A 22393-nucleotide genomic window follows, 5' to 3' on the forward strand; every position below is an offset into this window, starting at 1 on the left:
ATCGCAGCGGGCAGTTGCGGAATCGGGTTGGGGTCGCTCCCGTTAGGATGGCAAGCGTGACGAACGAGGGAATGCTAAATCGATGGTCGAGCGATCGCCTGCCAACACGTTGATCGTCGCGGGGAACCGCGGGATCGGGTTGGGATTTGTGGATAGCTTGCTGGGCGATCCGGCGATCGCGCGCGTCTTTGCGACCTTTCGTCACCCGGAAACAGCAATCGATCTGCGCGATCGCGAGCGGCGCTCTGAGGGAAAGCTATTCTGCCTGCCCCTCGATGCAACAGATGAAGCCCAAATCCGCACCACCGTTGCCGAGATCGGCGCAACATGCGATCGCTTGCATTTAGTTGTTAACTGCGCGGGCATCCTGCACGATGCAGAACTGCGTCCGGAGAAGAGCCTGCGCCAGCTCGATGCCGAGCACCTGTCGCGCTACTTTGCGATTAATAGTATTCCGACCGCACTGCTGGCCAAGCACCTACTGCCGCTCTTGACCCACGACGAACGCAGCGTGCTGGCAACGATTTCGGCCAAGCTCGGCAGCATTGGCGACAATCACTTGGGGGGGTGGTACGGCTACCGCGCGTCGAAGGCAGCCCTGAATATGTTCGTGCGGACGATCGCGAACGAGTATCGCCGCAAGAGTCCCCAGGCGATAGTGGTGGCGCTGCACCCCGGCACGACGAACACGCGCCTTTCTCAGCCCTTTCAGAAAAACGTGCCGCCGGAGAAGTTGTTCCCGATCGAACAGACGGTCGCGCAGTTACGCACGGTTATCGACGGACTCGATACCCACTGCTCGGGTGAATTTTACTCGTGGGATGGTTCCCGTTTGCCGTGGTAAGCTCTGAATCCACAAGTCCTTCAGACCATCGCAGCTCGGCACAAACGCGACAAAAACAAGAAATGTTACCAAGCTGCGAGCTCGGATAGTAATCTCGCAGCTTGGCAACATCGCTCGTGTATCCTCGCCACAACCTGATGACGTGGCGCACGCACGAGTTGTGACAATGTTTTCATGACGCGATCGCCAACCATTTGCTATAGATTGCACGATCTCGACTGCTCCGAAGCGTCCTGCGTCGGTAACGGTTGTTTGGTTGCCAGCTGTAGCTGCCGCAGACACTGCCAGCTCCCCGAAGAATAGGTCCGGCGCGTCGAACGCGCTCAAGTCGAACTGCGGTGCGAGCGCGCCGGTATCGATGCCCGGTTCGTGGAGAACGCGCAGACGAGTGTCGCTCGGTCCTAAACAGACGCGGTGGGGAAACAGCATCGGCAAGCGGCATATCTTCCCATTAATTGCGTCGAAATCTGCGCGATCGCTGTCGTAATCTGGCTTACGCCCGGCGACACTAAAGTTAAGCCACGGCCGGACGAATGCCTCGCGATGGGATTGATAACTCATCCGTGTTGCCTTGTGTCTCGGTTCGTGAGACCTTTGCCCGATGAGCAATATCTCCTACTAGAGCTAGCACTTCCACGCAGAAATCATCTCCAACTGAGTTTGGCTCGTCGGATTCCTTCCCCCTCAGTTTCTGTGACATGGAGAAGATGATGGTCGACCGCGGCATCCAGGTCGCCTACGAGTCGATTCGGAAGTGGTGCCGAAAGTTTGCCGAAGCAGAGGCTAACAAAAATTCGCCGCCGTTGCCCCAGACCTGCGATCGGTGGCTTCTTGGCGAAGACCTCATCAAAATCAACGGCAAGTCGTACTATCTCTGGCGAGCTGTCGACCGGCGCGGTCGGGTCATCGACATTCTGATGCAGAGACGACAAGACGAGGCAGCCGCCGACAATTTCTTGCGCAAAACCCTCAAGCCCCAGGAGTGTCCTCCCCGAGCTATCGTCACGGACAAACTCAAGAGCTGCGGTGCTTCGAAAAAGAAGCTGCTTAAAGGGGGGGGTAATAGCACGAGGGCTCGATCGACCGCGCGGAGAACTTTCACCGAGTAACGCGAGTGGGGAAAGGCGAATGGGTTGGTTCAAATCTCCAAGTCAAACCCAGGGCCTTCCGGTTGACCAGGGCCTTCCGGTTGACCTTCGAACCGAAACGAGGACATTTCCACTCAGTCAGCACAAACTGAGCGAGCAGATATTGGGAGGTCATAAGCCAGCGATGTGAAAGTTGGCGGGAATTGACAGGAATGAACGGGGTGGCGTAGTCAACGATCCGATGCTTCCCCGCGATAATTAGTGTCGATTTTCTGAAGCACACCGTTAAGTTGACAATGCCCACCGGAGGGATTGCTTGTGCTTGTATGGTGAACATCACCAGCGGCACACGTTCGACCGGTGGTCAGCCAGAACAAGGCTCGGCCGGTGTCGCGCAGGGTTTTAGGTGGAGGTTCGGCTGGCGGATTAACCGATGGTACGACAATCGGCTTGACAGCGATACCGCGACTGCCTAAAACAATTTCGCCAACCAGACGTGCGCGCGGCATGTGATGTTTGGAGGTAACAAGGTAGACGCTGTCGACACCGCTGGCTTGCAAGTCGCCGACGAGGGTCGTGAAATTGGTGACGGTATCGACCGCTCGGTAGTCTAAGTGCAAGCGATCGCGCGCGACACCGGCGTTGCTAAAAATTAGCTCGGCATACCATGCGGGGCTGCCAGATGATACCCACACCGGCAGTTCGGGATATTGCTTAGCCAGCTGGGCGGCGTAGCGTTCTCGCTCCTCGGCACCACCTAGGACGAGAACGGCCTTTGGAACGAGCATGACAGAGCGACAGCGCCACCCGGCAATTGCCAAAACGAGCGCTACGAACAGCACCAAATGATAGCGTTTAAGGTATCGTTTCATCGTTTTTTGGCGCGCTCGCCCGCACACTCCTAAACCATGCTCATCGATCGTCGAACGTAATGCTGGCAATCCTCTCGTAAGGCGTCGCCCGCCAAGCGCTTTTACCTCTGCCCGAGTTTATCGCGATCGCCACGGCACTGCAGCGAGTTGTACCGACCGAAGCGCATGCTGCTCCCTCCGCAGACGCCGCAATTGTTGGAACTGTTGCCGACTGTTAATTATGCTGCAGTCACAGTAAGTGAGTAGTTTCATCAGCGCCGGGGCAAGGGCTGCAGTTGGCAATTGCCTCTAGAGCGGTAAGGTATCCGTATCTGGAGCGCTTGCCACAAGGTTTTCATGCTGCATATCACCGGTACGTTTATCGACGAAATCACTCACGACATCCCGGCCCAGAACTGGGGTGCGAAAGAGTGGGCGCGGGATTTCGATGCCATGCAGGCGATCGGTATCGATACGGTGATTCTTATTCGCGCGGGCTATAAACACCAGGCAACCTTCGCCTCTGAAGTGCTAAGCGATCGCGTCGGCATTCTGCCTGTCTACACCGACTTAGTGGATTTGTTTCTCACCGAAGCCGAACGTTGCAACATGCGTTTCTTCTTCGGAACTTACGATTCCGGGCATTACTGGCACAGCGGCCAGTATCGGGAGGAAATCGAGATCAACAAAGCCTTCTGCGACGAGTTCTACGAACGTTATGGCGATCGCAAGGCATTTGGCGGCTGGTACTTCTGCCACGAAATTAATACTTACGACAATAACGTTATGCACGTCTACGAAGATCTGTCGCGACACCTGTGCGGATTGTGCGACGTCCCCATTCTGATCTCGCCATATATCAAAGGCATCAAGCAGTTCGGGACCGAAGCGATTTCCCTCGAGCGCCACATCCAGGAATGGGAATCGGTATTTGCCCGTATCGAGGGACTGGTCGATATCGTTGCGTTCCAAGACGGCAACGTGCCGCTTGCCGAGCTGCCCCACTACCTAGAAGCCAACTGCAACCTCGCCCGTCGGTACGGGCTGCAATCCTGGAGTAATGTCGAAAGTTTCGATCGCGATATGCCTATCAAGTTTCCCCCGATCGACTTTCGCAAGCTGCGTTACAAACTCGAACAAGGCGATCGCGCGGGCATCAATAAACTCGTAACCTTTGAGTTCTCCCACTTTCTCAGTCCGAACTCTGCATACCCCGCCGCGCATCAACTTTACCAGCGCTACCGTGAGTGGCTGCAGCTTTAATCGGACAGATCTTGAAGCGAGATCTTCAACACTTGTAAACGTGCAACCGCTTCGCCCGAGCGTATCGAGATCGGTTTCGACGTTGATAAAAAATTACAAAAAATAACAAGCAGCAATAAAATCGCGAGAGAGTTAGAACTCTATCGCGATTAGTGATATTACGTTACTGGCATTCGCTCATTTTCATTCGGAGCATCGCGAACCGCACGGCAGTTTGCGGTTCTAGGATGCAGCACTGCTTCCGAACGTTTCATCAACAAGCTTGCCGAGATTTGCCCACAACTCTTGGCGGGTGTCTTGCTTCCAAAGGTAGCGGAATCCAAACCAGACACTGTAACCGAAGCCGATCAGCTCGAAGAGCGGGGAGAGCAATGGGAAACTGTTAAGCGCCCCAAGCAGCGCCCGAGTCATGACAACCGCCACTGCTGCCAGCAAGATAAGTAGCAGCGTGACGAGAGGCTCGCGAAACTCGACGAAGAACTCGACGACATAACCGCGCAGGTTGCCTAATATATCTTTCGTCGTCTCTGCATATACCTTCCAAGGTTGATCGGTGGAGGGGGCCGATGCACTTGGGGAGGTGAGCATGCCGCCCACATCTGCATTTGCGAATGCGGGTTTTTGTTCTTCGAACTCCTGCGCCGCAGCTTGAACGTTGGGATCCACCATGCTTGACCTATCCTTTTCTAAGTCGAGACATCTTAATATGCCGGATGCTAGCCCTCTTTAGAGGTCGGCCAGCTTTCTGCCTATATTATCAGAAGCCTCAGAACCTTCAGTGGCTGGCGCGAAGGATTTTCCAACGACACCTAAAACGCAGTTCGGTACGGCGATCGCGATCGCGCTTAATGGACGGCGAAACGCGGCTCTGGTGCTTCGCTCAAGGCAAGTTCGGGGGCAAGCTGGCGGCAGTGAATGGTACAGGAGTTATTGGGACTTTCGATCAGTTCGATGGTTTCGAGGGTAACGCCTAAGTCCCGCGCGGGGGCCATCAGCAGGCGGGCGATGTAGAGAGCGATATTCTCAGCAGTCGGCACGACCTCGGAAAAGTAAGGAATGTCCAGGTTCAAGAAGGTGTGATCGAGCGGCTCGGTAACGCGATCGTCGATCGCCTGAATCAGCGCGCCCAGGTCGACGGACATACCCGTGCGTGGGTCCATATCGCCGGTCACGGTGACCGCCAAGTGGTAGTTGTGGCCGTGACCGTTTGGGCGGGCGCACTTGCCATAGGTGGCGTAGTTTTCAGCCTCGCTGAAGTCGGAGCGGGCGAGACGATGGGCGGCGCTGAAGTGGGTTTTGTGCGTGAGGGAAACTTGCATGTCGTTGCCTCGGTAATCGACCCAGAGCTCGGGATGTTCGTAAAGGCGCACTGCCGTAAGCGGCAAGTGCGGCACGAGTCGCTGCCAGATAGCGTACGCGATGTTCTCGGTGGTGGGTAAGGCGGCTTGAAACTCCGGCCAGACCGTATTCAGGTAGGTATTATCGAGCTGTCGAGTAACGTGTTCGGCGATCGCGGCTTTGACGGCGGACAGGTTCATAACCATGCCACAGCCATCGATGTCGCCGGCTAGGGAGACGTAGAGAACGTAATTGTGACCGTGACCGGGGAAGCGGCTGCCCGTCCCGAACTTCGCTCGATTTTCGTCATCGCTCAGCTCGGGCAACCAGTAGCGGTGACTGGCAAAGAATTGAGCGCGGCGGTTGATAATGCACTTCATCGGGTACTTCTACTGGGCACCCTAACGGGCGCTTTATCCGGATGGCACGTGGCGCGCTGCGCATGTAAAGTTCGGTAAACGCGCACCCTCAGGATAAACGACGGGGGCGGCGTTTGTCTTCCGCAACCTTTCCTACTACTTCTAAGGGTAGATATCTCGACCTAAAGATCGCTGGGGCAATGTCAACTTAACAGCATGCTTCAGAAAACCGCCGCAATTTTATCGGATGAATGCCTCAGTCCGTTGACTACGCAGCCGCGTTCATTCATATCCAATCCCGCCAGCTTTTGCATATGACTCGCGACCTCCCAATATTATCCTGCGCTCAGTTTGTGCTGATGAAGGTGGAAAAGTCCTCGTATCGGTTCGACGTTGACCGGAAGCCGGGGCACGATCTTGAGATTTAAACCGACCCAGCCGACTTTCCCTCACTCGCGTTGCTCGGTGCGAATTCTCCGCTCGGTTGGCCAAGCCCCTGTACTATGCGTCTTCCATACTTTTGAGGAGCTTCATTTTCGCCGCACCTAGCTCTTGAATATGTCCGTCACGGTAACTCGGAGAGGCCGCTCAAAGTGGTGTCGTGCTAGCGTCGGGTTTGCGATAACTTCCAAGCAGCCGTTATTCAATTGCCGGTGGGTCCTTTTTTCGTAACTCTTCTTCGCCTTCCGCGGTGATTTCCTCTGTCTCGCTGACGAGGAAAATCAGACGTAAGTCGGTATCGATTTCACTGCTGACAAACTCCTGGACTAGGCGAACTTGCTTGGGCGTAATTTCCACCGCCGATTGCACGCTGAGATAGACGAGCGGCGGATTGGCAGTCCAATCCGCCCGCGTCCGCAGCAACTCTACCTCGGGCTGTCCGATCGTGACCGTGCGGCGGACTAGCGTCTCGGCGATCGCGTTTTCCAGTCGATCTTGTTTGAGAAGGCGAGCGAAACTCGTTCCCAACGGCGTAAAAAGGAGCAGTGTTAGTGCCAGCGTCCACCAGAATGCGTTGGTAAGGCGGGCGTATCCGGAAAGGACGAACACGATCATGCACACCAACACGATGCCTAGCAGGTTGGTCGCGTACAGCAATATCGACCCGCGACCGAATGCCCAGAGATCCTGGGAAAGAGTCAATCCGGCCACGCAGAGTGGCGGCATCAGCGCCACGGCGATCGCGGTGCCGGCCAGTGTGTCACTGACCTGCGGGCGTAATTTTGCAAAGCCGCTGACCCCACCGGCAGCTAGCGCGATGCCTAAGTCCACCAAATTTGGCTGCGTGCGCGACAGGACCTCCGAGCCAAACTCCTGGACGTCGAGCAGCTCGCCGGTGCCGTATGCCACAAAAAAACCGAGAGCCGTGCCGCCGAGCGTTGCAACGGCAGCCTTGTAAAACAAGCGCGGATCGCCTTCAAGAGCGCCGAACGCAAGAGCCCTAAGCGGCGTCATTAGCGGTGCGATCAGCATTGCCCCAATGATGACGGCGGTGCTGTTAGAAATCAAACCAAAGGTTGCGATCAGACTGGAGCTGAGAATCGTGACGACGTACTCTAACGACCAACTCGCATCTCGCATCAGTTCGTGATGCAGATGCAACCAGCCTTTGGGATGGGTTGTGGGTTGGGGGACTACGTGGGGTACTACGCTCCAGACAAGCGGGCGGGCGCGGTCGATCGCGGCGGATATCTCTTGACGATACTGGTTTAGATGCTGGTGCAGCAAGAGCTTGATTCGTTGGAGCCAGACGACAATTTGCTTGAACATGGGTCGCTCTCGAACGGATCCGGAGCCGTCGGGATAAAGCTAGTTCGTAAAGTAAACCCTAAGGGACTGGATCGCCTGCAAGCTCTGAGCTTCTGAGTGAGCTTAGGCGACGTCCAAACCTCAGAAGCTCCCTTACTATCTGCGGACTTCGGTGGAGTTTACGAATCAGTTGTTCGGGCTACCGAGGTGGCGATCGCGCTATACCCCAACAATACTCTGCCTCACGCGATCGGCCCGCCCCCGTTCGGGGAAATCTTGGCAAGGGCAAGCCTAGCGTTCGCGCCGCCGAGATTCCCTGATGCGTGGAGTCTCCATCCTCGTCGCGAGCGAGGGCGGTACGTCGAGTTTTTCGGGAAAGCATGTTCAATAGCTACCTGAGTCGACGCAATTGATCTGCTGGCGCATCGAGGTTCTTGTGTTGAAAGGCGCGCGGTTTATGACCCGCTTTGGGGCTGACGGGCTCTTTTGTCCCTCATGTGTTGTCACCAACTGGGCGATCGCCTCCTTAAGAGTGCCAATCAGCCCGCACCCCTGCCTGCCGTGCTCGACTTGCCCCTTAGCTGCCCAATTCTCGACCGTGCGAGAACTGCAGCTCTTGCCAGCCGCTTTGATGAACGCTGCCACCCCGGCTGCTGTGCCGAACTGCTCCACATATTGCAGCCCCGTTTCGACCACCACCGCAGCCCCTAGCTTGAATCTCTTTATTTATGAACAGCTCGGGGTGTTCCCACCCCCGGAATGTTGCCCGAACAGGACCCCCGATCGCCCGAGTGCAAGATTTTTACAAACTGTCTCACCGCCAGCAGGGAATCCTTGGAACACGAATTCAGTACATTAGTGCTGCAACCAAGGCTGCGCTGGGCGATTGCAGAGAGCAAAAGCATTGGCAGCGGGAGGCAAAGCGTGCGGCAGGTTCTTGCGACCCTAGGCGTTGTCATCGCCGGTCAGATCTGGGCAATCCCTTCGATCTCCAGGGCGATGAGCGGTTGCGCCAAAGGTCTGTCGAGTGCTACCGGATCTGGCTTAAGTCGCTGCTGCGTGCGGCGATTCGAGGCCGGGGGCACGAGGTAGTCGCTCCGATCGCGATCGTGCACGACAAAGAATTTGCATGTGACGAGATCTTGGAAACTGGCTATCCGTACCTTGCGCCAAGTTGGAAGCAACCGACCTCCGAAAAAGTGGTCTACGCCTTGCTAGGCTTGCTCGATCGCCTGCGGGCGGGCGATCGCCTGCAGTTGAATTGCCATTGCAAACTGCCTGGAGAAGACCGCAGATGCCACGCAGATGTAATTGTTGGCTGCCTGGAATGGATCGCTCAACACTCCGACGATCGCCCCCTGGTTCGGAGGGGAAAACGCCAACAGTCATCTCCTCGATCTCGGCGGGTGTCCGCTTGATGCGATCGCGCGATTGACACCTCGCCAGGCATAGGGGGGGCTAATCCCGCTAATTGTTGCTATGAGCTCTTGTCGCAGGGCAGTGGTTCCTCGTGCTCATCTGACTTCTGGTCTACATCCGCGGAAAATTGCGCCCGGGTAACCGGAGATGAAACAGAGGTTACTGGCTTTACCTAGAGTGTCTCCCACCAGGTTGGCTCCCACCAGGTTGGCTCCCTCCAGGTTGACTCCCACCAGGTTGGCTCCCTCCAGGTTGGCTCCCTCCAGGTTGGCTCTCTCCAGGTTGGCTCCCTCCAGGTTGGCTCCCACCAGGTTGGCTCCCTCCAGGTTGGCTGCCCACAAGAAGGCTCCCACCAGGTTGGCTCCCTCCAGGTTGGCTCCCACCAGGTTGGCTCCCCCCAGGTTGGCTCCAGAGCGAGCTTCTGTTGCGATCAGTTCCCGGACTTCATCAATGATTTCTTCGTTCTGCCGCTCTTTACCAAAAAGAGAGAAATAGACTCGCCAGAATTCCAGGACATTGTTTGGATCCAGTGGGATTTGATGGTCCCTTTGTAGCCGCACGGCTCTCTCGATAGCCGTCAGCCTAGAGTTGGTTGCAAGTTGGGCTGTGATAACCGTTAAGCGCGTTTCAACTGCGTCCCGACGAGCCTCGTAACGACTGAGTGCCAAACTGTAGGCAGCAAAGTGGATTCCCAGCAGCCACAACAGGAATCCACTCTTTCTGGCGTGCACTAACCGGTCATAAATCAACCCGACCGGAAGGAAATCGAAGAAAAACCAGCGGCGAACATCCTTCTGGACTATTTGTTTCTCAGCCTCAAGCCAATAGCGATGGCCGCAATCCTCCGGCTTACCGTCTGCCTCCCACAACTGATAGGCAAGCTTTTCGGTCGCGCGGTGGCGCTTAGCTGCAGCAGAATCCTTCCACCGATCGGCCAAGCTACGGTTGTGTGGGTTCTTTATCCAGTTCCAAAAGTCGTCGAGCTTGTCCGGTCCGCTATCTCGCCAGCTCACTTACTGTTCCTCTCCCCGACATCCCCGCCAGCCTACCAGAGGAGGGGTCTGCGTGCTTTGGCGATCGGGGGGGTCACTGGTAATACTGATAATGACAGTTATGGGCTCTTGTCATAGGGCAGTGGTTCCTTGTGCCCATCTGGTGCCTGGTCTGGGCAGTCTCTGAAGGAAACTATGCCCGAGGGGAGGTGGGTGTGGCAGAGGTGGGCGGCTTCGCTTAGGTTGGGTGCCCGCAGCTCTGATTCCCCCTGGTTAGCTCCCCTCGGATTGGCTCCCAACAGGTTGGCTCTCAACAGGTTGGCTCCCTTAAGATTGGCTCCCTTAAGATTGGCTCCCACCAGGTTGGCTCCCACCAGGTTGGCTCCCACCAGGTTGGCTCCCACCAGGTTGGCATCCTCCAGGTTGGCAAAAACCAGGTCAGCTTCCTCCAGGTTGGTTCTCACCAGGCTAGCTTTCTCCAGGTCGGTAAAAACCAGAAAGGCGTCCTCCAGGTTGGCTCCCACCAGGCTAGCTTCCTTCAGGTTGGCTTCCTTCAGGTTGGCTGCCTCCAGGTTGGCAAAAGCCAGGTTGGCTCCCACCAGGCTAGCTTTCTCCAGGTCGGCAAAAACCAGGTCGGCTCCCTCCAGGTTGGCAAAAGCCAGCTTGGCTTCCGCCAGGTTGGCTCTTTTTAGCCCAACTTCACTAACAGCTTCTGCTGCGATCAGTCCCCCGATTTCATAAATAATTTCTTTGTTCTGCTGCTCTTCCCCAAAAAGAGAGATATAGACTCGCCAGAACTCCTGCACATTGTTTGGATCCAGTGGGATTCGATGGTCCCTTTGTAGCTGCACGGCTCTCTCGATGGTTGTCAGTCTAGAGTCAGTAGCAAGTTGAGCTGTGATAACCGTTAAGCGCGTTTCAACTGCGTCCCGACGAGCCTCGTAACGACTGAGTGCCAAGCCAAAGGCGGCAAAGTGAATTCCCAGCAGCCACAACGCGAATCCACTCTTTCTAGCATGCACTAAACGTTCATAAATCAACGAAACTGGAAGGAAATCGAAGAAGAACCAGCGGCAGAAACCCTTTGTGAATGAAAGGCTGTCGAAGAAGAACCGGCGGCAGAAATGTTTCTGGGATATTTGTTCCTCAACCTCTAGCCAATAACGATCTCCTGAGTCTTCCGGTTTTCCGTCCGCTCCCCACTGCAGGTACACGAGCTTTCCGGTTGCCTGGTGGTGCTCCACGGCAACTTGCTTCCGCTGCGCTTCCAAGGTTTCCCGAAGCCCCTGCCCGCCAAGGGGTTCTTCCTTGCTTTTCGTTTCCGCCACAGACCAAACTCACCCACTGCAACATTGCCGTCACCCTACCAGAAGAGGGGGGCACGCGCGTGCAGTAGCGATCGCCCGTTTGACTCCACCACAGACAGCGTGCGGCAGCAGTGCTTGTTTCTAGCAAGTGTGCTTAACGTCCGAAGCGGGCTAAGAACTCGTCGCGTGTTTGAGTAGCGATCGCTAGTAAGGCTCGCGCTTGTTCGGTCTCTGGAAACTGCGCGATCGCGGTAGCCGCCCGAGCCAATTCGTCGTCGAGGGTGCCGTAACGTAGCTGCATGAGATTCTCGGCGCTTGCCCGCGCGTTCTCCTGGCGCGCCTCTTGTCTGGTCTCTTCACGCCATCGTAAGTATGCGGGTGACAAGTTCATGAGCACTTCCTCGTCGTCCTGGTTTCTATTTTGCCGGACCTCGATGGTGTAGCGCCAGTTCTCAAGCAGCTCCAGCACCCGCGCCACGGTCGGCGACCCCGGTAGCGCGCGAACCTCCTCGATCGCCGCACGCTGCACTCGCCCGCGACCCAGCTCGCGCAACATCAAGGTTTCTGGCGTTACCGGGAGCTGGTGGATGGCGATGAGGTTGATGCGGTAGCCCTCGGGTCCGGCGTAGATGCCCGGTAGCCAGTTGGGTCGAGCCGTCGCGCTGAAGCGATCGCGAAAGGCATCCGAAAGGGTGGGCGAGAGTACCCAGAGCTGGGGCAGTTCTGCGGGCGTATCCTCACCGCGATCGGACCGTCGGCGCTGGTCGGCACGGAGACCGTAGAGCTTATTCAGGCTGTCTTCGATGTCGCTGTCTTCGGGGGCGTTCCGGAAGATTTCGAGGGCACAGGGTACGGTGCCGATGCGACCGAATAAGCCCAACAACGACGGCGCGTCTGTTGAGGGGGAAGCCGGGACGAAAAAGACATCGACCTGGCGGGTCTCGTCGAAGACGTCGAAGCTGGAGGTGGCGCGACCGAGGGGTTCGAGGAGGTCGGCGAGGAACTGTTTGGCGAGGTCGTCGTGGGGTTGGCGCGACATAGATTGCTTAACGCGATCGCTCCCAGTGTGCCAGATAGGACGCGATCGCGCAGGTGGCGAGCGATCTCCGCGTTGAGTAACTGGCAGTCAACTTAAAACTGGTGTAGGGTGGTTCGACTCGTTTGAGCTCGGAATTGGCATTTCTGGCGTTTCAGCAACGCAAAAATTTGGCATTTTAGAATTTTGCGTTGCTGAAATTTTGGATTTTTGCGTTGCTGGGGTTTCAGAATTTTGCGTTTTCGTACTACTTTTGCTTGTACTACTGAGAGCGATCGCGGGTTATTCGCAACAAGAAGCGATCGCCTGCTAACCGGAAATAGGCGAACACCCCGTCCTGTTTGGCTTCCCCCCTCTCGAATTAAAAAATTACGATTATGGGCTCTTGTATTGTCGATCGTTAAAACCCAAGCAGTTAGGTTATGGTGTACCCACTGGTGAAGGAACGTGCAAATTCTTCGTAAGGATGGGTTTAAAGTTCGCGTGTACCCAAACGACCACGAGCCAGCCCACGTTCACGTTTACAAGGCAGGCATGGAGATGAGGGTTGATATCTCTAGCCTCGAAGACGGGCCGGAACCTCTGGATGTCCAGATGGACAATAAGAACGCGCTCAGAGCACTCAGGCTCATGAAGCAAACCAGAGTCAGTTGCTCGAGCGGTGGAGGGAGATACATGTCTAGTGCACCCTTTGAAGAAGCGCAGATGCTGGATAAGCTGTCCCGCGCAAAGATGGTAACTGAGGCGTCTGCCGAACCGCGGGCTGTAGAGGCTTGGTATGACGAACCGAGAGATATGGTCGTCGTGTGTTTCGACAATGGCACTGAGTTCGGATTTCCACGCCAGCTGGGACAGGGGCTTGCAAAGGCGTCTCCTCAGCAGCTTGCGAAGGTAAGGGTTACTCCCCTGGGAACGGGGTTGCAGTGGGAGACCCTTGACGTTGACCTGAGCATTCCTCACCTGATACAAGGCTTTTTTGGAATGCGTCAATGGATGTCTGAGCTGGGCAAGCGGGGCGGGGCGTCGAAGTCAAGTGCTAAAGCTCGAGCTGCGAGAAGCAATGGGAAGAAAGGAGGGAGACCGCCGCAACCGAATGCACGCGAAGAGTAGAAAGTTAGCTCGAGATAGTTTATTACGCACCCGGTCTCCGCAGCCCGAACACGATCGCTACCCCACCCAGCACCATCACCCCATATAGCGCCACCGCCACAGCACCAGCCCCACGGTCATCGTCACCACAACTAGCAGCGATCGCGTCTTCAACTGGCCCACCGCCAGCATCACTGCAAGGGAACCACTCCAGCTCAGGATCTGATGTGCGATCGCTCCCGCACTTCAGGACTTTTAGGAGCGATTCCGCCTTAGGCTGCACCACGGCAGCGGTCTGGGGTAAGTTGTTGACGATCGAGTTACCCGCGATCGCGTACTTTGCTACTTTCACCACTTGCCTTTCGCCAGCATATTTCGCTCAGGAATAAGCGATCGCTTTCGAGCTCCCCGGCCGTAACAATTTCGTTGAGGCTGTGATAGGATACCCTCGCTGAGGGTAGAACTGCAGTTATCGCCTCAAGCTTTTTGGTTGCTCTCACACCTCATCAAATATCAAAAAGAGCTACGTGAGTGCATTGTTGCCCACATTAGATGTGACACCAGTCATTTAAACTAAAAATGTCAAGTGCAATCGATCCCCGTATCGAAGAGAAGCCTCTACCTCCCGGGCAGAATGGCCTTCCGTTGATTGGTGAGGCGCTTCAGGTTTTTGGCGATAGGAATTTTACAATTGCGCGACACCGAAAATATGGAAATGTGTTTCGGACTCGGATTTTTAAAACACCTACCGTATTCGTACGTGGCTTGGAAGAGTGTCTCTTTGTGCTGCGCAATGAGGGGCATTATTTTCAAAACTCTTTGCCCGAGAATACCCGAAAGTTATTCGGAGAGCACTCTCTTGCCAACTCAACTGGGACTGCACTAGCTCACCGTCGAAAGATACTGTCCCGGTCATTCCGACCGCGGGCTCTCGATAGTTATCGCAAATACATTGAAGAAACGGCTAGCCGCTATCTAAGACTATGGGCTGAACGTCGAGATATAGTCATGTATGACGAGCTGAGTTCGTTCTCACTCGACCTAGCATGGAAATTATTTGCCGGGATTGATAATGCAAGTCAGTCTGAAGTTGGCAAATTGCTGAAGACCTGGTTTGCTGGATTGTTTTCATTTGGTCCAATTTTTCCTGGTGGGCGCGCAGCAAAAGCTTTTCAAGCCCGTCAAAAACTTTTCGATTTTATCAGGCAGGAAATCGATCGACGCCGTCTTGAGGATGATTTTGGAGTTGATATTCTGAGTATCTTGATTCAGTCTCGCGATGAAAATGGTTGTGAACTTTCAGATCGAGCTATAGTTGACATTTTGTTGAATATCCTAGGTGCAGGCTTCGGGACGATGACTTCTGCACTGACGTCTTTCTTCTTATTGGTTGGGCAACACTCAAATGTCGAACAGAAGCTGCGTGCCGAGCAGGATGAACTTGCAAGGGCGCAACTGCCTAGGGCTGACACGATTGATAGGATGGTCTATTTAGAAGCCACCTTCAATGAAGTTTTGCGACTTTATCCGCCAATTGCCGCAGGCTTTGTCCGCGTCATTAAAGAATGCGAAATCGCAGGTTATCAGATTCCTGAGGGATGGATTGTAATTTGGTCGATCGATGCTACTCATCTTGGAATTGAAAACGATCCCAACGCTTTCCAACCCGAACGTTTTTTGAGTTCACCCCCTACAGATTTTATTCCCTTCGGAGGAGGCATGCGCGAGTGTTTGGGCAGGGAGTATGCCCGATTGGAGATGAGAGTGCTCTGTTCAAAAGCCTTAGCACATTATGAGTGGGAGCTTCCACGCCAAGATTTCACCATGACGACCTTACCAGTTCCAAAGCCAAAGAATGGCTTGAAGGTGCGTTTCCGGCAGCGTGGCGAGAAGCAATGATGACGCTATCTCTTGGTGTTTGGTCAGCCACTAATTTTCCTATAATTCTGGTGACCTGCGGCGGAGCAACCCACAGGACATGTCCGATCGCAGTTTAGGCACTGAATCATCTAACAAGTGGGGATGTAAGGGGCGATCGTGTCCGCGCTGTATGCAAAGTATCAGTGGATGAGTGGGGAAGTTGACTCAACACAAAAACCAAAGTCAAGTCCCATTGAGGCTTGCAGATAGGTAAGTACAAATTTACTTCATTTGCGGCAGTGCTCGCGCCTAAGTAGGCAACCATTTAGACCCGCTTGCGAACTTCGACCGTGCGATCGATCTGGAAGCCGACTTTGTTATTGCCTACGCCAATCGCGGGACAGTGCGCGGGGCAGTCGGTCAGCAGCAGCTTGCTCGGGAGGACCTGCGAGAAGCATACGTTTGCTGGAAGCTAGCGTTCGAGCTCGTTACCTTACGGCATCGAGCAGTCGCGCATCATCATCCTGCGAGAACTCGATTGCCAGCGATCGCTGGAGCACGAAACAGAGCGACCCCGGCAGAACCGAGTTTGGAGGCACGCGTGCCGGAGTGCTCTGCATTCACAGCCGTTTAGTGCCACTACTGTCCCTGGACGATCGCGAGCAAACGCAAGGCGACGTCGATGTCAGTCGGAACCTCGCTTCTGCGATCGGAAAGCGGACGTTGAGACTGCTCTACCAAATAAGCTTGAACGATCTGAGAGGCGAGTTCGGCCGCTTGAAAGAGCGCGACGCCGTACTGCTCCTGCATGTTGTCATATGCTTCCGACATACCACAGCCTCCCAAAATGTGGAATTTCTCCCAACAGCTTACCCTTATCGCACCATTCTGATGCCAGGTAAATCGGCGGCGATCGCACCAGCGAACTTTCTCCCGTTGGGAGCGCCCAAGATGTACTACGAGGCCCCGAACTCGAAGCAGCAAGCACGCTCAATTCCGCGGTGAAGGCGCCTTTACCGTCTGCTCCCCAGCCTTACCGCTGACTGCGGACGAGGTCGATGGTCAGTTCGCGCAGTTCTTCGAAAAACGGCTTTTGACGCTGTACATCCACCAACGGCAGCTTTTGAGTCAGGGTTTTGTAGTGCTTGTCGCGGGGGTTGGGATGATAGGCCAAAAGCAAGCTCAACCACGCGCTCGTGCTGCGAACCTTCTGCGCGCGATCGCCGGCTCGAGAGTCAGTCCCAATGGTTTCCGCGATCGCGAAGAGGGTATTGCGATAGATATCATGCAAATTTTCGTGCAAGAACGTCTCCCGTTCTTGGCGCTGTGGTGACTGTCCGGAAAGGGCAAAGACCATCGCGCTCAGCAGAATACCCACCAAGCCACCCACACCAGCAGCAATGAAAATAACGAGACTGGAATTGCTGTCGAACTCTCCAAACCCGCTGGCAAGGTCGTTTGCGAACGACTCGAACATGGCTGAATTCCTCGGCAAACAGTAAAGGTGGGAATAATCGGCAACGGCGATCGCCACTAGCAGGCGGGATCGTGAGTTAGGATTCGGAGCCGTTCGGCGAGCGAACGGCCGCTGAAGATCCGGCATTGAGGTGCGCGGTCGCGCGCGCGACCGCCGCATCCAGCGATCGCGCTCCGGGTAAAGGGACGGTCGTCTCGGCCGCTGGCGCAGCGGCCAGCAAGCACGATACGATCGGCGGCGGCATGGCAGCCGGTCGTGCGGTTGTGGTTTCTCGACGGAGCAAGCGCCAGGCTGCTCCAGTGGGACGGTTGACGCGCTCCTCACCGCCGCGAGCGGTTGCTGCAGTTGTGGGTTGCGATCGCACGCTAATTTGTTCGGCCAGTCGTGTCAGCGCCGGTGCGGTGCCCAGGGCCACCACCAGAACAACCGCGATCGCCTCGTCGGCAGCAATTTCGTTGAGGGCAGCATCGAATTGGCAGGCGATCGTGCCGGCCGCATCGGCATCGTCGAGCAAGACGCCCGCTGTGTCCTGAGCGAGGAGGAATCCACTGCTCGGAACGGCTCCGCGTTCGCTGAGGGCATCGCGAGCGGCGAGCACCAGACCGCGACTGGTCCCGATAATGGCAACGCGGCCGTCGGCACGGTCCCAGTCGAGGCGGGAGGGAGACGCCGTGGCGGCAACCGGCGCGTCGAGATCGGTTAGCCAGTCGCGGTGGCGGCCGAGAGCGCTATCGTTGACGTGAATTTTGCCGTCTAGGGCCATGACCTCGCCATCGAGTCCGATGGCAAGTGGGTCGATTTCAACGCGATCGAGGTCTTTGCTCGCGAGCAGGTAGTACATTTTCTCGACAATCGTGCTGACCGCATGAACGTGCGGTCCGCTTAGCCCCATTTTGAGAGCGAGTTGCCGCGCGTGGTAGGGGGAAAACTCGCCTTCGACGACCAGATGCTGAAGGGTGCGGGCGATCGCGTCGCGGTCGGTGCCGCCGCAGGCCGAGCCGAGCAGAACGGGTCGTTGGAGTCGGCAATCGACGACGACCGAGAGAAAGAGCTCGCGCGCGGCATTGTAATGGGCTTCGGCCAGCAGCGCGCGCGGGCGCTCGCCGCGAATCGGCAGATTGAAAATAGCCTGTGCGGCCGCGATCGCGTCGATCGTATTCTCCACGCGTCGTATGCCACCGACCTGTCCGCGCTCGCCGGCACGTACCTGGGATTTGAGGACGACTGGGTAAGGTACTTGCAAGCGCTTGAGATCGGCTGTTGTGTCGATACGCTGGGACGGCAGGATGGGAATGCCGACGGTGCGGAAGAGTTCTTTCGCTTGGTATTCAAGTAGGTCCACAGTTTGCGCAGAGTTGGGGCTTGCGAGTACGGATTGTTTTGATTGTGTCAGCCCCTGCCCCGAGCAGCAAGGTTGCCGTTTGCGTCCAAGTCCGAACTGCCGTGACTCGGGTCGACCACGTTATCAGGATCCAGACGCTCGTAAGAATTGTGATAATGACAGCAGTTTTGCACACGCGCTCTAGCTTGTCGCGAGACGGCCGTAAGTAACCCCGTTGCCGCGGGCCGATTGATATGTTGGAGATGCTTAAAGATGGGCTGGACTTCATTCGCAGAGAACTCGGAGCGGTGTTTGAGGTTCCGGAGCCAGACGAGAGCGTGCCCCCCCAGCACCCGCCTTACCATTACCACCAGCTGCCACTGGGATATTATCAGCCACCGTCAACGCCCAATTATCCACTGCCTCCGACTGCGGCTCCCGAGGCAAGTCCATTACCGGAAACAGCTCCGGTAGCACCGGCAGTTGCAGCTCCACCAATACCTGCTCCGCCCGTTCCCCAAGCAGCCGAGCCGCAGCTGGCCTATCCGACAACAGCTCCTGAGACGCAGGCCTCGCTGGTGCCTCCAACCACGCCCGAGCCCGCGTTGCCGCCACAGGTAACCCAGCAGCAGCCCTCAACACCAGAGGTTGGGCCGCCACCGCCACCGGTGCCGCCGCCGTGCAAGCTCACGCGCGCCGACGGAATGCTTGCGATGTTGCTGGAGAGCGAACTGAGCAAACTGAGCACCCCGCCGTCGGAAACAGCTTCCATCGCGAATCCGGAACTATGGGACACCCTAGAGAGCGAACTGGGCGATCGCGAGCCAATCGTATCTTCGCCAGTCTGGGGGAGCCTCGAGCGCGAGATCGCCGTCGCCAGGTCGGTCGAGCGCCCCACACCTGGACAAGCAACCGTACTCGATCTCGGACTTGATGTCGAATTGCAAGCACTCCTAGCACCCACCGATGAAGGCGACGAAAACGGCGAATTATGATGCCAAGGACCGGTTTTGGAGAGCTATAAAGGTCTTTTTGTTACGGTATCGTGCGTTTTCAAGCGTCCCACGAATACCTTAGAAACGTTGCTTTGCCCGGCACCCTCGAGATAGCAGAATCATGGCAAGTGTATCTTCGGAACTCACATTGATTTTTGACATGGTAACCGTGCTGGGATCTGCGACGATCGCCGGCTACGTTGCTAATCGTCTCGGACAACCCGTTTTGTTGGGGTATCTCATCGGCGGCATTGTCGTGGGACCTGCCGGCTTGCATTGGGTAGTCGATGAAGAGGAAGTTCAAGTTCTGGCTGAAGTTGGAGTAGCCCTTTTGCTCTTCGCCCTGGGTGTAGAGTTTTCCCTGAAAGAACTCCTCCGCATGCGAAAGATTGCTTTGGGAGGGGGAACGCTCCAAATCTTCCTGACAATAATGCTCGGCGGTGCGCTAGCCTACGGTACCGGATGGGTCAGCACGATTCCAAAAGCTATTTTCCTAGGCTCAGTGCTCTCGCTTTCTTCAACAGCGGTCGTGTTGAAGAGCCTCATCGAACGCAATGAAGTGCAGACAGTTCACGGACAGATCATGCTAGCGTTGCTGGTCGTGCAAGATCTGAGTCTGGGGCTAATGTTGGCCATTTTACCTGCCTTAACTCAGCCACCGGAGGTGTTGGGGCAAGCCTTGCTTGTTGCTGCGCTTAAGGTCTTGCTTTTTATCATAGGAGCGCTCGTTACAGGGAAATACGTTATTCCGTGGCTGGTCCGACAACTCGCTCTCAGCGGTTCCCAAGAAATCTTCCTGTTAGGCATTTTGGTGATTTGCCTTGGGATTGCTCTGCTCAGCGATCGCTTAGGTTTGGGTATTGCGATGGGAGCTTTCGTGGCGGGGCTGACAATCTCCAACGTGGAATACGCGGATCATGCTCTAGACCTTGTGTTGCCCATGCGAGACGTATTCGCGACACTTTTTTTTGCCTCGATCGGACTGTTGATCGACCCTCTCTTTCTCTGGCAGAATGCCTGGATCGTTGCGGGACTCGTGGCGATCGCGATGGTGGGCAAAGCAAGTTTGGTTGCGTCTATCGTCCGGCTTTTCGGATATCCTCTAAAAACCGCCCTTGTTGTGGGACTTGGGGTAAACCAAATTGGGGAGTTCTCTTTCGTCTTAGCCGGTGTAGCTCGGAGTCAAGAGTTATTCTCCTCGAACCTATACAATCTGGCATTGGGCACAACAGCGGCAACCTTGTTAATCACCCCATTTTCGCTTAAGTTGACTCCATATTTGATTCAATATTTAGAGCGATTGCCACAGTTGAATCGATGGTTCAACCTCAACCCCGAACCTTATTCGTTTGGGCTAGAAGAAAACTTAAGGAATCACGTCGTTGTTGTGGGATACGGGCGCGTAGGACGAACCCTAGTGCGCATGTTTTATTTTCAGCGCTATCCCATTCTAGTCATCGATAATAACGAAGCGGTATTGCAACACCTTCGAGAAAGGCAAATCCCCTACCTTTTTGGCGATGCCTCAAGCTCGTTGGTTTTAGAAAAAGCTCAACTGTCCGAGGCGATGGCGATGGCGATCGCGCTTCCCGATCCCGTTGCTACCCGCTTGACTCTCAACCGCGCTCTAAGCATTGCCCCAGACCTAGACATTACAGTACGGGCTCATCTCAAAGACGAGATCGAATCCCTCTATCAGCTAGGTGCCCAGGAGGTGGTTCAACCTGAGTTCGAGGCGGCATTAGAAATGGGAGCTCACATGCTATTGCAATTAGGAGACTCTGCTTATGCCGTTCAACAAGTGGTGCAACGCTATCGTACCGGCCATTACCGGGAAATCCTACCCGAGCGGGCTGAATACTGGAATTTGAAAGAGTTAGAACTTGCCATTGAGGGCTTACATCACGAATGGTATAACGTCACTCCAGATAGCTTACTAGCAGGCGTGACTCTCGGAGCTGCTAATATTCGCCGTCGAACCGGTGCGACGATCATGGCTATCGATCGGCACAAACGTTTTTATCAGTATCCTACTGGAGAGATCGATTTAGAAGCAGGCGATCGGTTATTAGTCGTTGGCAGCCCCGAAGAACATCAAAACTTCCTCAAGATCCTGCGACAGTAGATGCTGCCGATATTGTTAACATTGCCGAGAACGTTCGAGGTTTGTGGTTGATGGTATCGTCGCGCCGCCTGCTTTATTTTGCCTACGGCTCGAACATGTTTACGCGGCGGCTGCGCGATCGCGCTCCATCGGCACGGCCTTTTGGGATCGCTCGGCTTCCCGGCCATCGGCTTGCTTGGCACAAGATCGGGCGCGACGGCTCGGCAAAATGCGATATCCGCGAGACCGGTCGACCCGACGACTTTGTTTGGGGCATCTTGTTCGAGATTGCTAGTGCTGAGAAGTCCGTACTCGATCGCGCAGAAGGATTAGGTTGCGGATACGAATACAAAACGGTAAGCCTGTTCGCCCAAGGGCTCGCGATCGAAGCAGGAACGTATTATGCAACTCACATTGATGTCTCACTACGCCCATTTGACTGGTACCTGAGTTTTGTCCTCGCCGGCGCGCGAGAGCACGGTTTGCCAAGCACCTACTTAAGCGCGCTAACCTCGATTTCTGCAGTGAATGACCCGGATGTCGACCGCCGAAAGAGAAATCTCGCACTCCTCCAAGGGGCATAGTTTTGTCCGGATCGAAGGACTTGCTGGGTTGGCGAGAGATTTCAAGCACGTTGGTCGGAAAAGTTGCCGGTGGAATGTGCAACTCTGCTCGAACTAGACTCAACGCCACGGCAGTTGTGTCGAACAACTCAAAAGCTTACGCGAAGTTGAAATCGATAAGCGACTTCGATGCTGGCGTCGGCGGTGCCGACGACGGGGTTCTCAACGATTCCTGCTCGAGTAAGGTACACGCGCGATCTGTCGCGCGCACGCGGATGCCCTGGTAGGTGGCAAACTCGAAGTAGATCCCGTCGGCGTCGGTATCGATCGGCCGATCGCCATGGAGGGTGGAGCGTCTATGGTTATTTTCAAGTAGCTCGAAGGTGTTGCTGTAGACAACGTCGGGGTCGCTGATGCTGAAGCGACCGGATAGTGACGCCATTGAAAATTGTCTCTGACACGCTGAGTTGCTGAGGGAAATAGGTATCTGGGGTCGTTGGAGTGGGTAACAGCGATCGCGCTGGCTGCCATCAAACTCTTCCACTGCAGAAGTTGGCGCCGTCTCATGGTCAAACCTCCTGATTCGCATACATTAGGCTGAATGAGGCGCGCGTCATCAATTCCAGCGGTATGACGACCAGTTTAGACGAGCCAGGTTGCATTCGGGTTGAATCACGATCTCGCCGCTACAGCAGACTAAGATCGGTTGCGAGTTTCACTTCCGGCCGTAGGTAGCAC

At 55.6% G+C, this 22393-nt stretch carries 22 protein-coding genes; 9 read left to right on the forward strand and 13 right to left on the reverse strand.

Annotated elements, in window-relative coordinates; all coding sequences use genetic code 11:
• Positions 1-82: 82 nt before the first annotated feature.
• The gene (locus tag KR51_RS13290) at positions 83-844 is read left to right on the forward strand and encodes an SDR family NAD(P)-dependent oxidoreductase (protein ID WP_022608544.1); all 762 of its coding nucleotides are present in this window, start codon (positions 83-85) and stop codon (positions 842-844) included.
• Here KR51_RS13290 and KR51_RS19820 read toward each other — a convergent pair.
• Positions 764-1405, reverse strand: a complete 642-nt coding sequence (locus tag KR51_RS19820) for a hypothetical protein (RefSeq protein ID WP_022608546.1) — start codon at positions 1403-1405, stop codon at positions 764-766. The two genes, KR51_RS13290 and KR51_RS19820, sit on opposite strands and share 81 nt — an antisense overlap.
• 146 nt (positions 1406-1551) lie before the next feature.
• Here KR51_RS19820 and KR51_RS20310 point away from each other — a divergent pair, with 146 nt between their 5' ends.
• Positions 1552-1953: a DDE-type integrase/transposase/recombinase gene (locus KR51_RS20310; protein ID WP_198016788.1), complete on the forward strand. Its 402-nt coding sequence runs from the start codon at positions 1552-1554 to the stop codon at positions 1951-1953.
• A 209-nt stretch (positions 1954-2162) separates the two neighbouring features.
• Here KR51_RS20310 and KR51_RS13300 read toward each other — a convergent pair whose 3' ends face one another.
• On the reverse strand, positions 2163-2804 hold the full coding sequence (locus KR51_RS13300; protein ID WP_022608548.1) for a YdcF family protein: 642 nt from the start codon (positions 2802-2804) through the stop codon (positions 2163-2165).
• 336 nt (positions 2805-3140) lie between these two features.
• Here KR51_RS13300 and KR51_RS13305 point away from each other — a divergent pair, with 336 nt between their 5' ends.
• A complete protein-coding gene (locus tag KR51_RS13305; protein WP_022608550.1) occupies positions 3141-4046 on the forward strand; it encodes a DUF4434 domain-containing protein in 906 nt (301 codons plus the stop codon).
• A gap of 222 nt (positions 4047-4268) precedes the next feature.
• Here the strand turns inward: KR51_RS13305 and KR51_RS13310 are convergent, their stop codons facing one another.
• The 3 genes from KR51_RS13310 to KR51_RS13320 form a co-directional block, all read right to left on the reverse strand.
• Positions 4269-4715 (reverse strand): CAAD domain-containing protein, encoded by a 447-nt coding sequence (locus KR51_RS13310; RefSeq protein WP_022608552.1) that lies wholly within the window; start codon positions 4713-4715, stop codon positions 4269-4271.
• 176 nt (positions 4716-4891) lie between these two features.
• On the reverse strand, positions 4892-5764 hold the full coding sequence (locus KR51_RS13315; protein WP_022608553.1) for a 6-pyruvoyl trahydropterin synthase family protein: 873 nt from the start codon (positions 5762-5764) through the stop codon (positions 4892-4894).
• A gap of 618 nt (positions 5765-6382) precedes the next feature.
• On the reverse strand, positions 6383-7513 hold the full coding sequence (locus tag KR51_RS13320) for a DUF389 domain-containing protein (RefSeq protein ID WP_022608555.1): 1131 nt from the start codon (positions 7511-7513) through the stop codon (positions 6383-6385).
• Positions 7514-8220: 707 nt separating this feature from the next.
• On the opposite strand from KR51_RS13320, the gene KR51_RS21340 reads away from it, so the two are divergent.
• Entirely contained in the window at positions 8221-8910 is a 690-nt protein-coding gene (locus KR51_RS21340) for a DUF4326 domain-containing protein (RefSeq protein WP_022608557.1), read from the forward strand.
• A 96-nt stretch (positions 8911-9006) separates the two neighbouring features.
• Here the strand turns inward: KR51_RS21340 and KR51_RS18920 are convergent, their stop codons facing one another.
• The 3 genes from KR51_RS18920 to KR51_RS13345 form a co-directional block, all read right to left on the reverse strand.
• On the reverse strand, positions 9007-9924 hold the full coding sequence (locus KR51_RS18920; RefSeq protein ID WP_022608558.1) for a pentapeptide repeat-containing protein: 918 nt from the start codon (positions 9922-9924) through the stop codon (positions 9007-9009).
• Positions 9925-10022: 98 nt separating this feature from the next.
• Positions 10023-11231: a pentapeptide repeat-containing protein gene (locus KR51_RS17645; RefSeq protein ID WP_022608559.1), complete on the reverse strand. Its 1209-nt coding sequence runs from the start codon at positions 11229-11231 to the stop codon at positions 10023-10025.
• 133 nt (positions 11232-11364) lie between these two features.
• Complete coding sequence (locus tag KR51_RS13345; RefSeq protein WP_022608560.1) at positions 11365-12249, reverse strand: hypothetical protein; 885 nt, start codon at positions 12247-12249, stop codon at positions 11365-11367.
• 444 nt (positions 12250-12693) lie between these two features.
• On the opposite strand from KR51_RS13345, the gene KR51_RS13350 reads away from it, so the two are divergent.
• Positions 12694-13356 (forward strand): DUF2442 domain-containing protein, encoded by a 663-nt coding sequence (locus KR51_RS13350; protein WP_022608561.1) that lies wholly within the window; start codon positions 12694-12696, stop codon positions 13354-13356.
• 22 nt (positions 13357-13378) lie between these two features.
• Here KR51_RS13350 and KR51_RS13355 read toward each other — a convergent pair whose 3' ends face one another.
• Positions 13379-13687, reverse strand: a complete 309-nt coding sequence (locus tag KR51_RS13355) for a hypothetical protein (RefSeq protein WP_022608563.1) — start codon at positions 13685-13687, stop codon at positions 13379-13381.
• A gap of 227 nt (positions 13688-13914) precedes the next feature.
• Here KR51_RS13355 and KR51_RS13360 point away from each other — a divergent pair, with 227 nt between their 5' ends.
• The gene (locus tag KR51_RS13360; RefSeq protein WP_022608565.1) at positions 13915-15234 is read left to right on the forward strand and encodes a cytochrome P450; all 1320 of its coding nucleotides are present in this window, start codon (positions 13915-13917) and stop codon (positions 15232-15234) included.
• A 600-nt stretch (positions 15235-15834) separates the two neighbouring features.
• Here the strand turns inward: KR51_RS13360 and KR51_RS13365 are convergent.
• The 3 genes from KR51_RS13365 to KR51_RS17650 form a co-directional block, all read right to left on the reverse strand.
• Complete coding sequence (locus KR51_RS13365) at positions 15835-16026, reverse strand: hypothetical protein (protein ID WP_022608566.1); 192 nt, start codon at positions 16024-16026, stop codon at positions 15835-15837.
• 202 nt (positions 16027-16228) lie between these two features.
• Entirely contained in the window at positions 16229-16672 is a 444-nt protein-coding gene (locus KR51_RS13370) for a hypothetical protein (protein ID WP_022608568.1), read from the reverse strand.
• A 76-nt stretch (positions 16673-16748) separates the two neighbouring features.
• Positions 16749-18014 carry an ATP-grasp domain-containing protein gene (locus KR51_RS17650; protein ID WP_022608570.1) on the reverse strand — a complete coding sequence of 422 codons (1266 nt, stop codon included), beginning with the start codon at positions 18012-18014 and terminating at the stop codon, positions 16749-16751.
• Between the two features lie 233 nt (positions 18015-18247).
• On the opposite strand from KR51_RS17650, the gene KR51_RS13380 reads away from it, so the two are divergent.
• From KR51_RS13380 to KR51_RS13390, 3 genes are all read left to right on the forward strand, one after another.
• On the forward strand, positions 18248-18988 hold the full coding sequence (locus KR51_RS13380; protein ID WP_022608572.1) for a hypothetical protein: 741 nt from the start codon (positions 18248-18250) through the stop codon (positions 18986-18988).
• A gap of 121 nt (positions 18989-19109) precedes the next feature.
• Positions 19110-21113, forward strand: a complete 2004-nt coding sequence (locus tag KR51_RS13385) for a cation:proton antiporter (RefSeq protein ID WP_022608574.1) — start codon at positions 19110-19112, stop codon at positions 21111-21113.
• A gap of 50 nt (positions 21114-21163) precedes the next feature.
• Positions 21164-21676, forward strand: a complete 513-nt coding sequence (locus KR51_RS13390) for a gamma-glutamylcyclotransferase family protein (protein ID WP_022608576.1) — start codon at positions 21164-21166, stop codon at positions 21674-21676.
• A gap of 136 nt (positions 21677-21812) precedes the next feature.
• Here the strand turns inward: KR51_RS13390 and KR51_RS13395 are convergent, their stop codons facing one another.
• Positions 21813-22097, reverse strand: a complete 285-nt coding sequence (locus KR51_RS13395; protein WP_022608579.1) for a hypothetical protein — start codon at positions 22095-22097, stop codon at positions 21813-21815.
• Positions 22098-22393: the final 296 nt, after the last annotated feature.

This window comes from Rubidibacter lacunae KORDI 51-2 (genome assembly GCF_000473895.1).
Classification (GTDB): Bacteria; Cyanobacteriota; Cyanobacteriia; order Cyanobacteriales; family Rubidibacteraceae; genus Rubidibacter; species Rubidibacter lacunae.

Bases quoted from the DNA above. Each gene is read 5' to 3' on its own strand.
- KR51_RS13345 (WP_022608560.1), bottom strand. From the start codon at position 12,249: ATGTCGCGCCAACCCCACGACGACCTCGCCAAACAGTTCCTCGCCGAC.
- KR51_RS13390 (WP_022608576.1), top strand. From the start codon at position 21,164: ATGGTATCGTCGCGCCGCCTGCTTTATTTTGCCTACGGCTCGAACATG.
- KR51_RS13305 (WP_022608550.1), top strand. From the start codon at position 3,141: ATGCTGCATATCACCGGTACGTTTATCGACGAAATCACTCACGACATC.
- KR51_RS13395 (WP_022608579.1), bottom strand. From the start codon at position 22,097: ATGGCGTCACTATCCGGTCGCTTCAGCATCAGCGACCCCGACGTTGTC.
- KR51_RS13365 (WP_022608566.1), bottom strand. From the start codon at position 16,026: ATGTCGGAAGCATATGACAACATGCAGGAGCAGTACGGCGTCGCGCTC.
- KR51_RS20310 (WP_198016788.1), top strand. From the start codon at position 1,552: ATGATGGTCGACCGCGGCATCCAGGTCGCCTACGAGTCGATTCGGAAG.
- KR51_RS13370 (WP_022608568.1), bottom strand. From the start codon at position 16,672: ATGTTCGAGTCGTTCGCAAACGACCTTGCCAGCGGGTTTGGAGAGTTC.
- KR51_RS13310 (WP_022608552.1), bottom strand. From the start codon at position 4,715: ATGGTGGATCCCAACGTTCAAGCTGCGGCGCAGGAGTTCGAAGAACAA.
- KR51_RS13315 (WP_022608553.1), bottom strand. From the start codon at position 5,764: ATGAAGTGCATTATCAACCGCCGCGCTCAATTCTTTGCCAGTCACCGC.
- KR51_RS13320 (WP_022608555.1), bottom strand. From the start codon at position 7,513: ATGTTCAAGCAAATTGTCGTCTGGCTCCAACGAATCAAGCTCTTGCTG.
- KR51_RS13290 (WP_022608544.1), top strand. From the start codon at position 83: ATGGTCGAGCGATCGCCTGCCAACACGTTGATCGTCGCGGGGAACCGC.
- KR51_RS21340 (WP_022608557.1), top strand. From the start codon at position 8,221: ATGAACAGCTCGGGGTGTTCCCACCCCCGGAATGTTGCCCGAACAGGA.
- KR51_RS13360 (WP_022608565.1), top strand. From the start codon at position 13,915: ATGTCAAGTGCAATCGATCCCCGTATCGAAGAGAAGCCTCTACCTCCC.
- KR51_RS13380 (WP_022608572.1), top strand. From the start codon at position 18,248: ATGTTGGAGATGCTTAAAGATGGGCTGGACTTCATTCGCAGAGAACTC.
- KR51_RS19820 (WP_022608546.1), bottom strand. From the start codon at position 1,405: ATGAGTTATCAATCCCATCGCGAGGCATTCGTCCGGCCGTGGCTTAAC.
- KR51_RS13300 (WP_022608548.1), bottom strand. From the start codon at position 2,804: ATGAAACGATACCTTAAACGCTATCATTTGGTGCTGTTCGTAGCGCTC.
- KR51_RS13385 (WP_022608574.1), top strand. From the start codon at position 19,110: ATGGCAAGTGTATCTTCGGAACTCACATTGATTTTTGACATGGTAACC.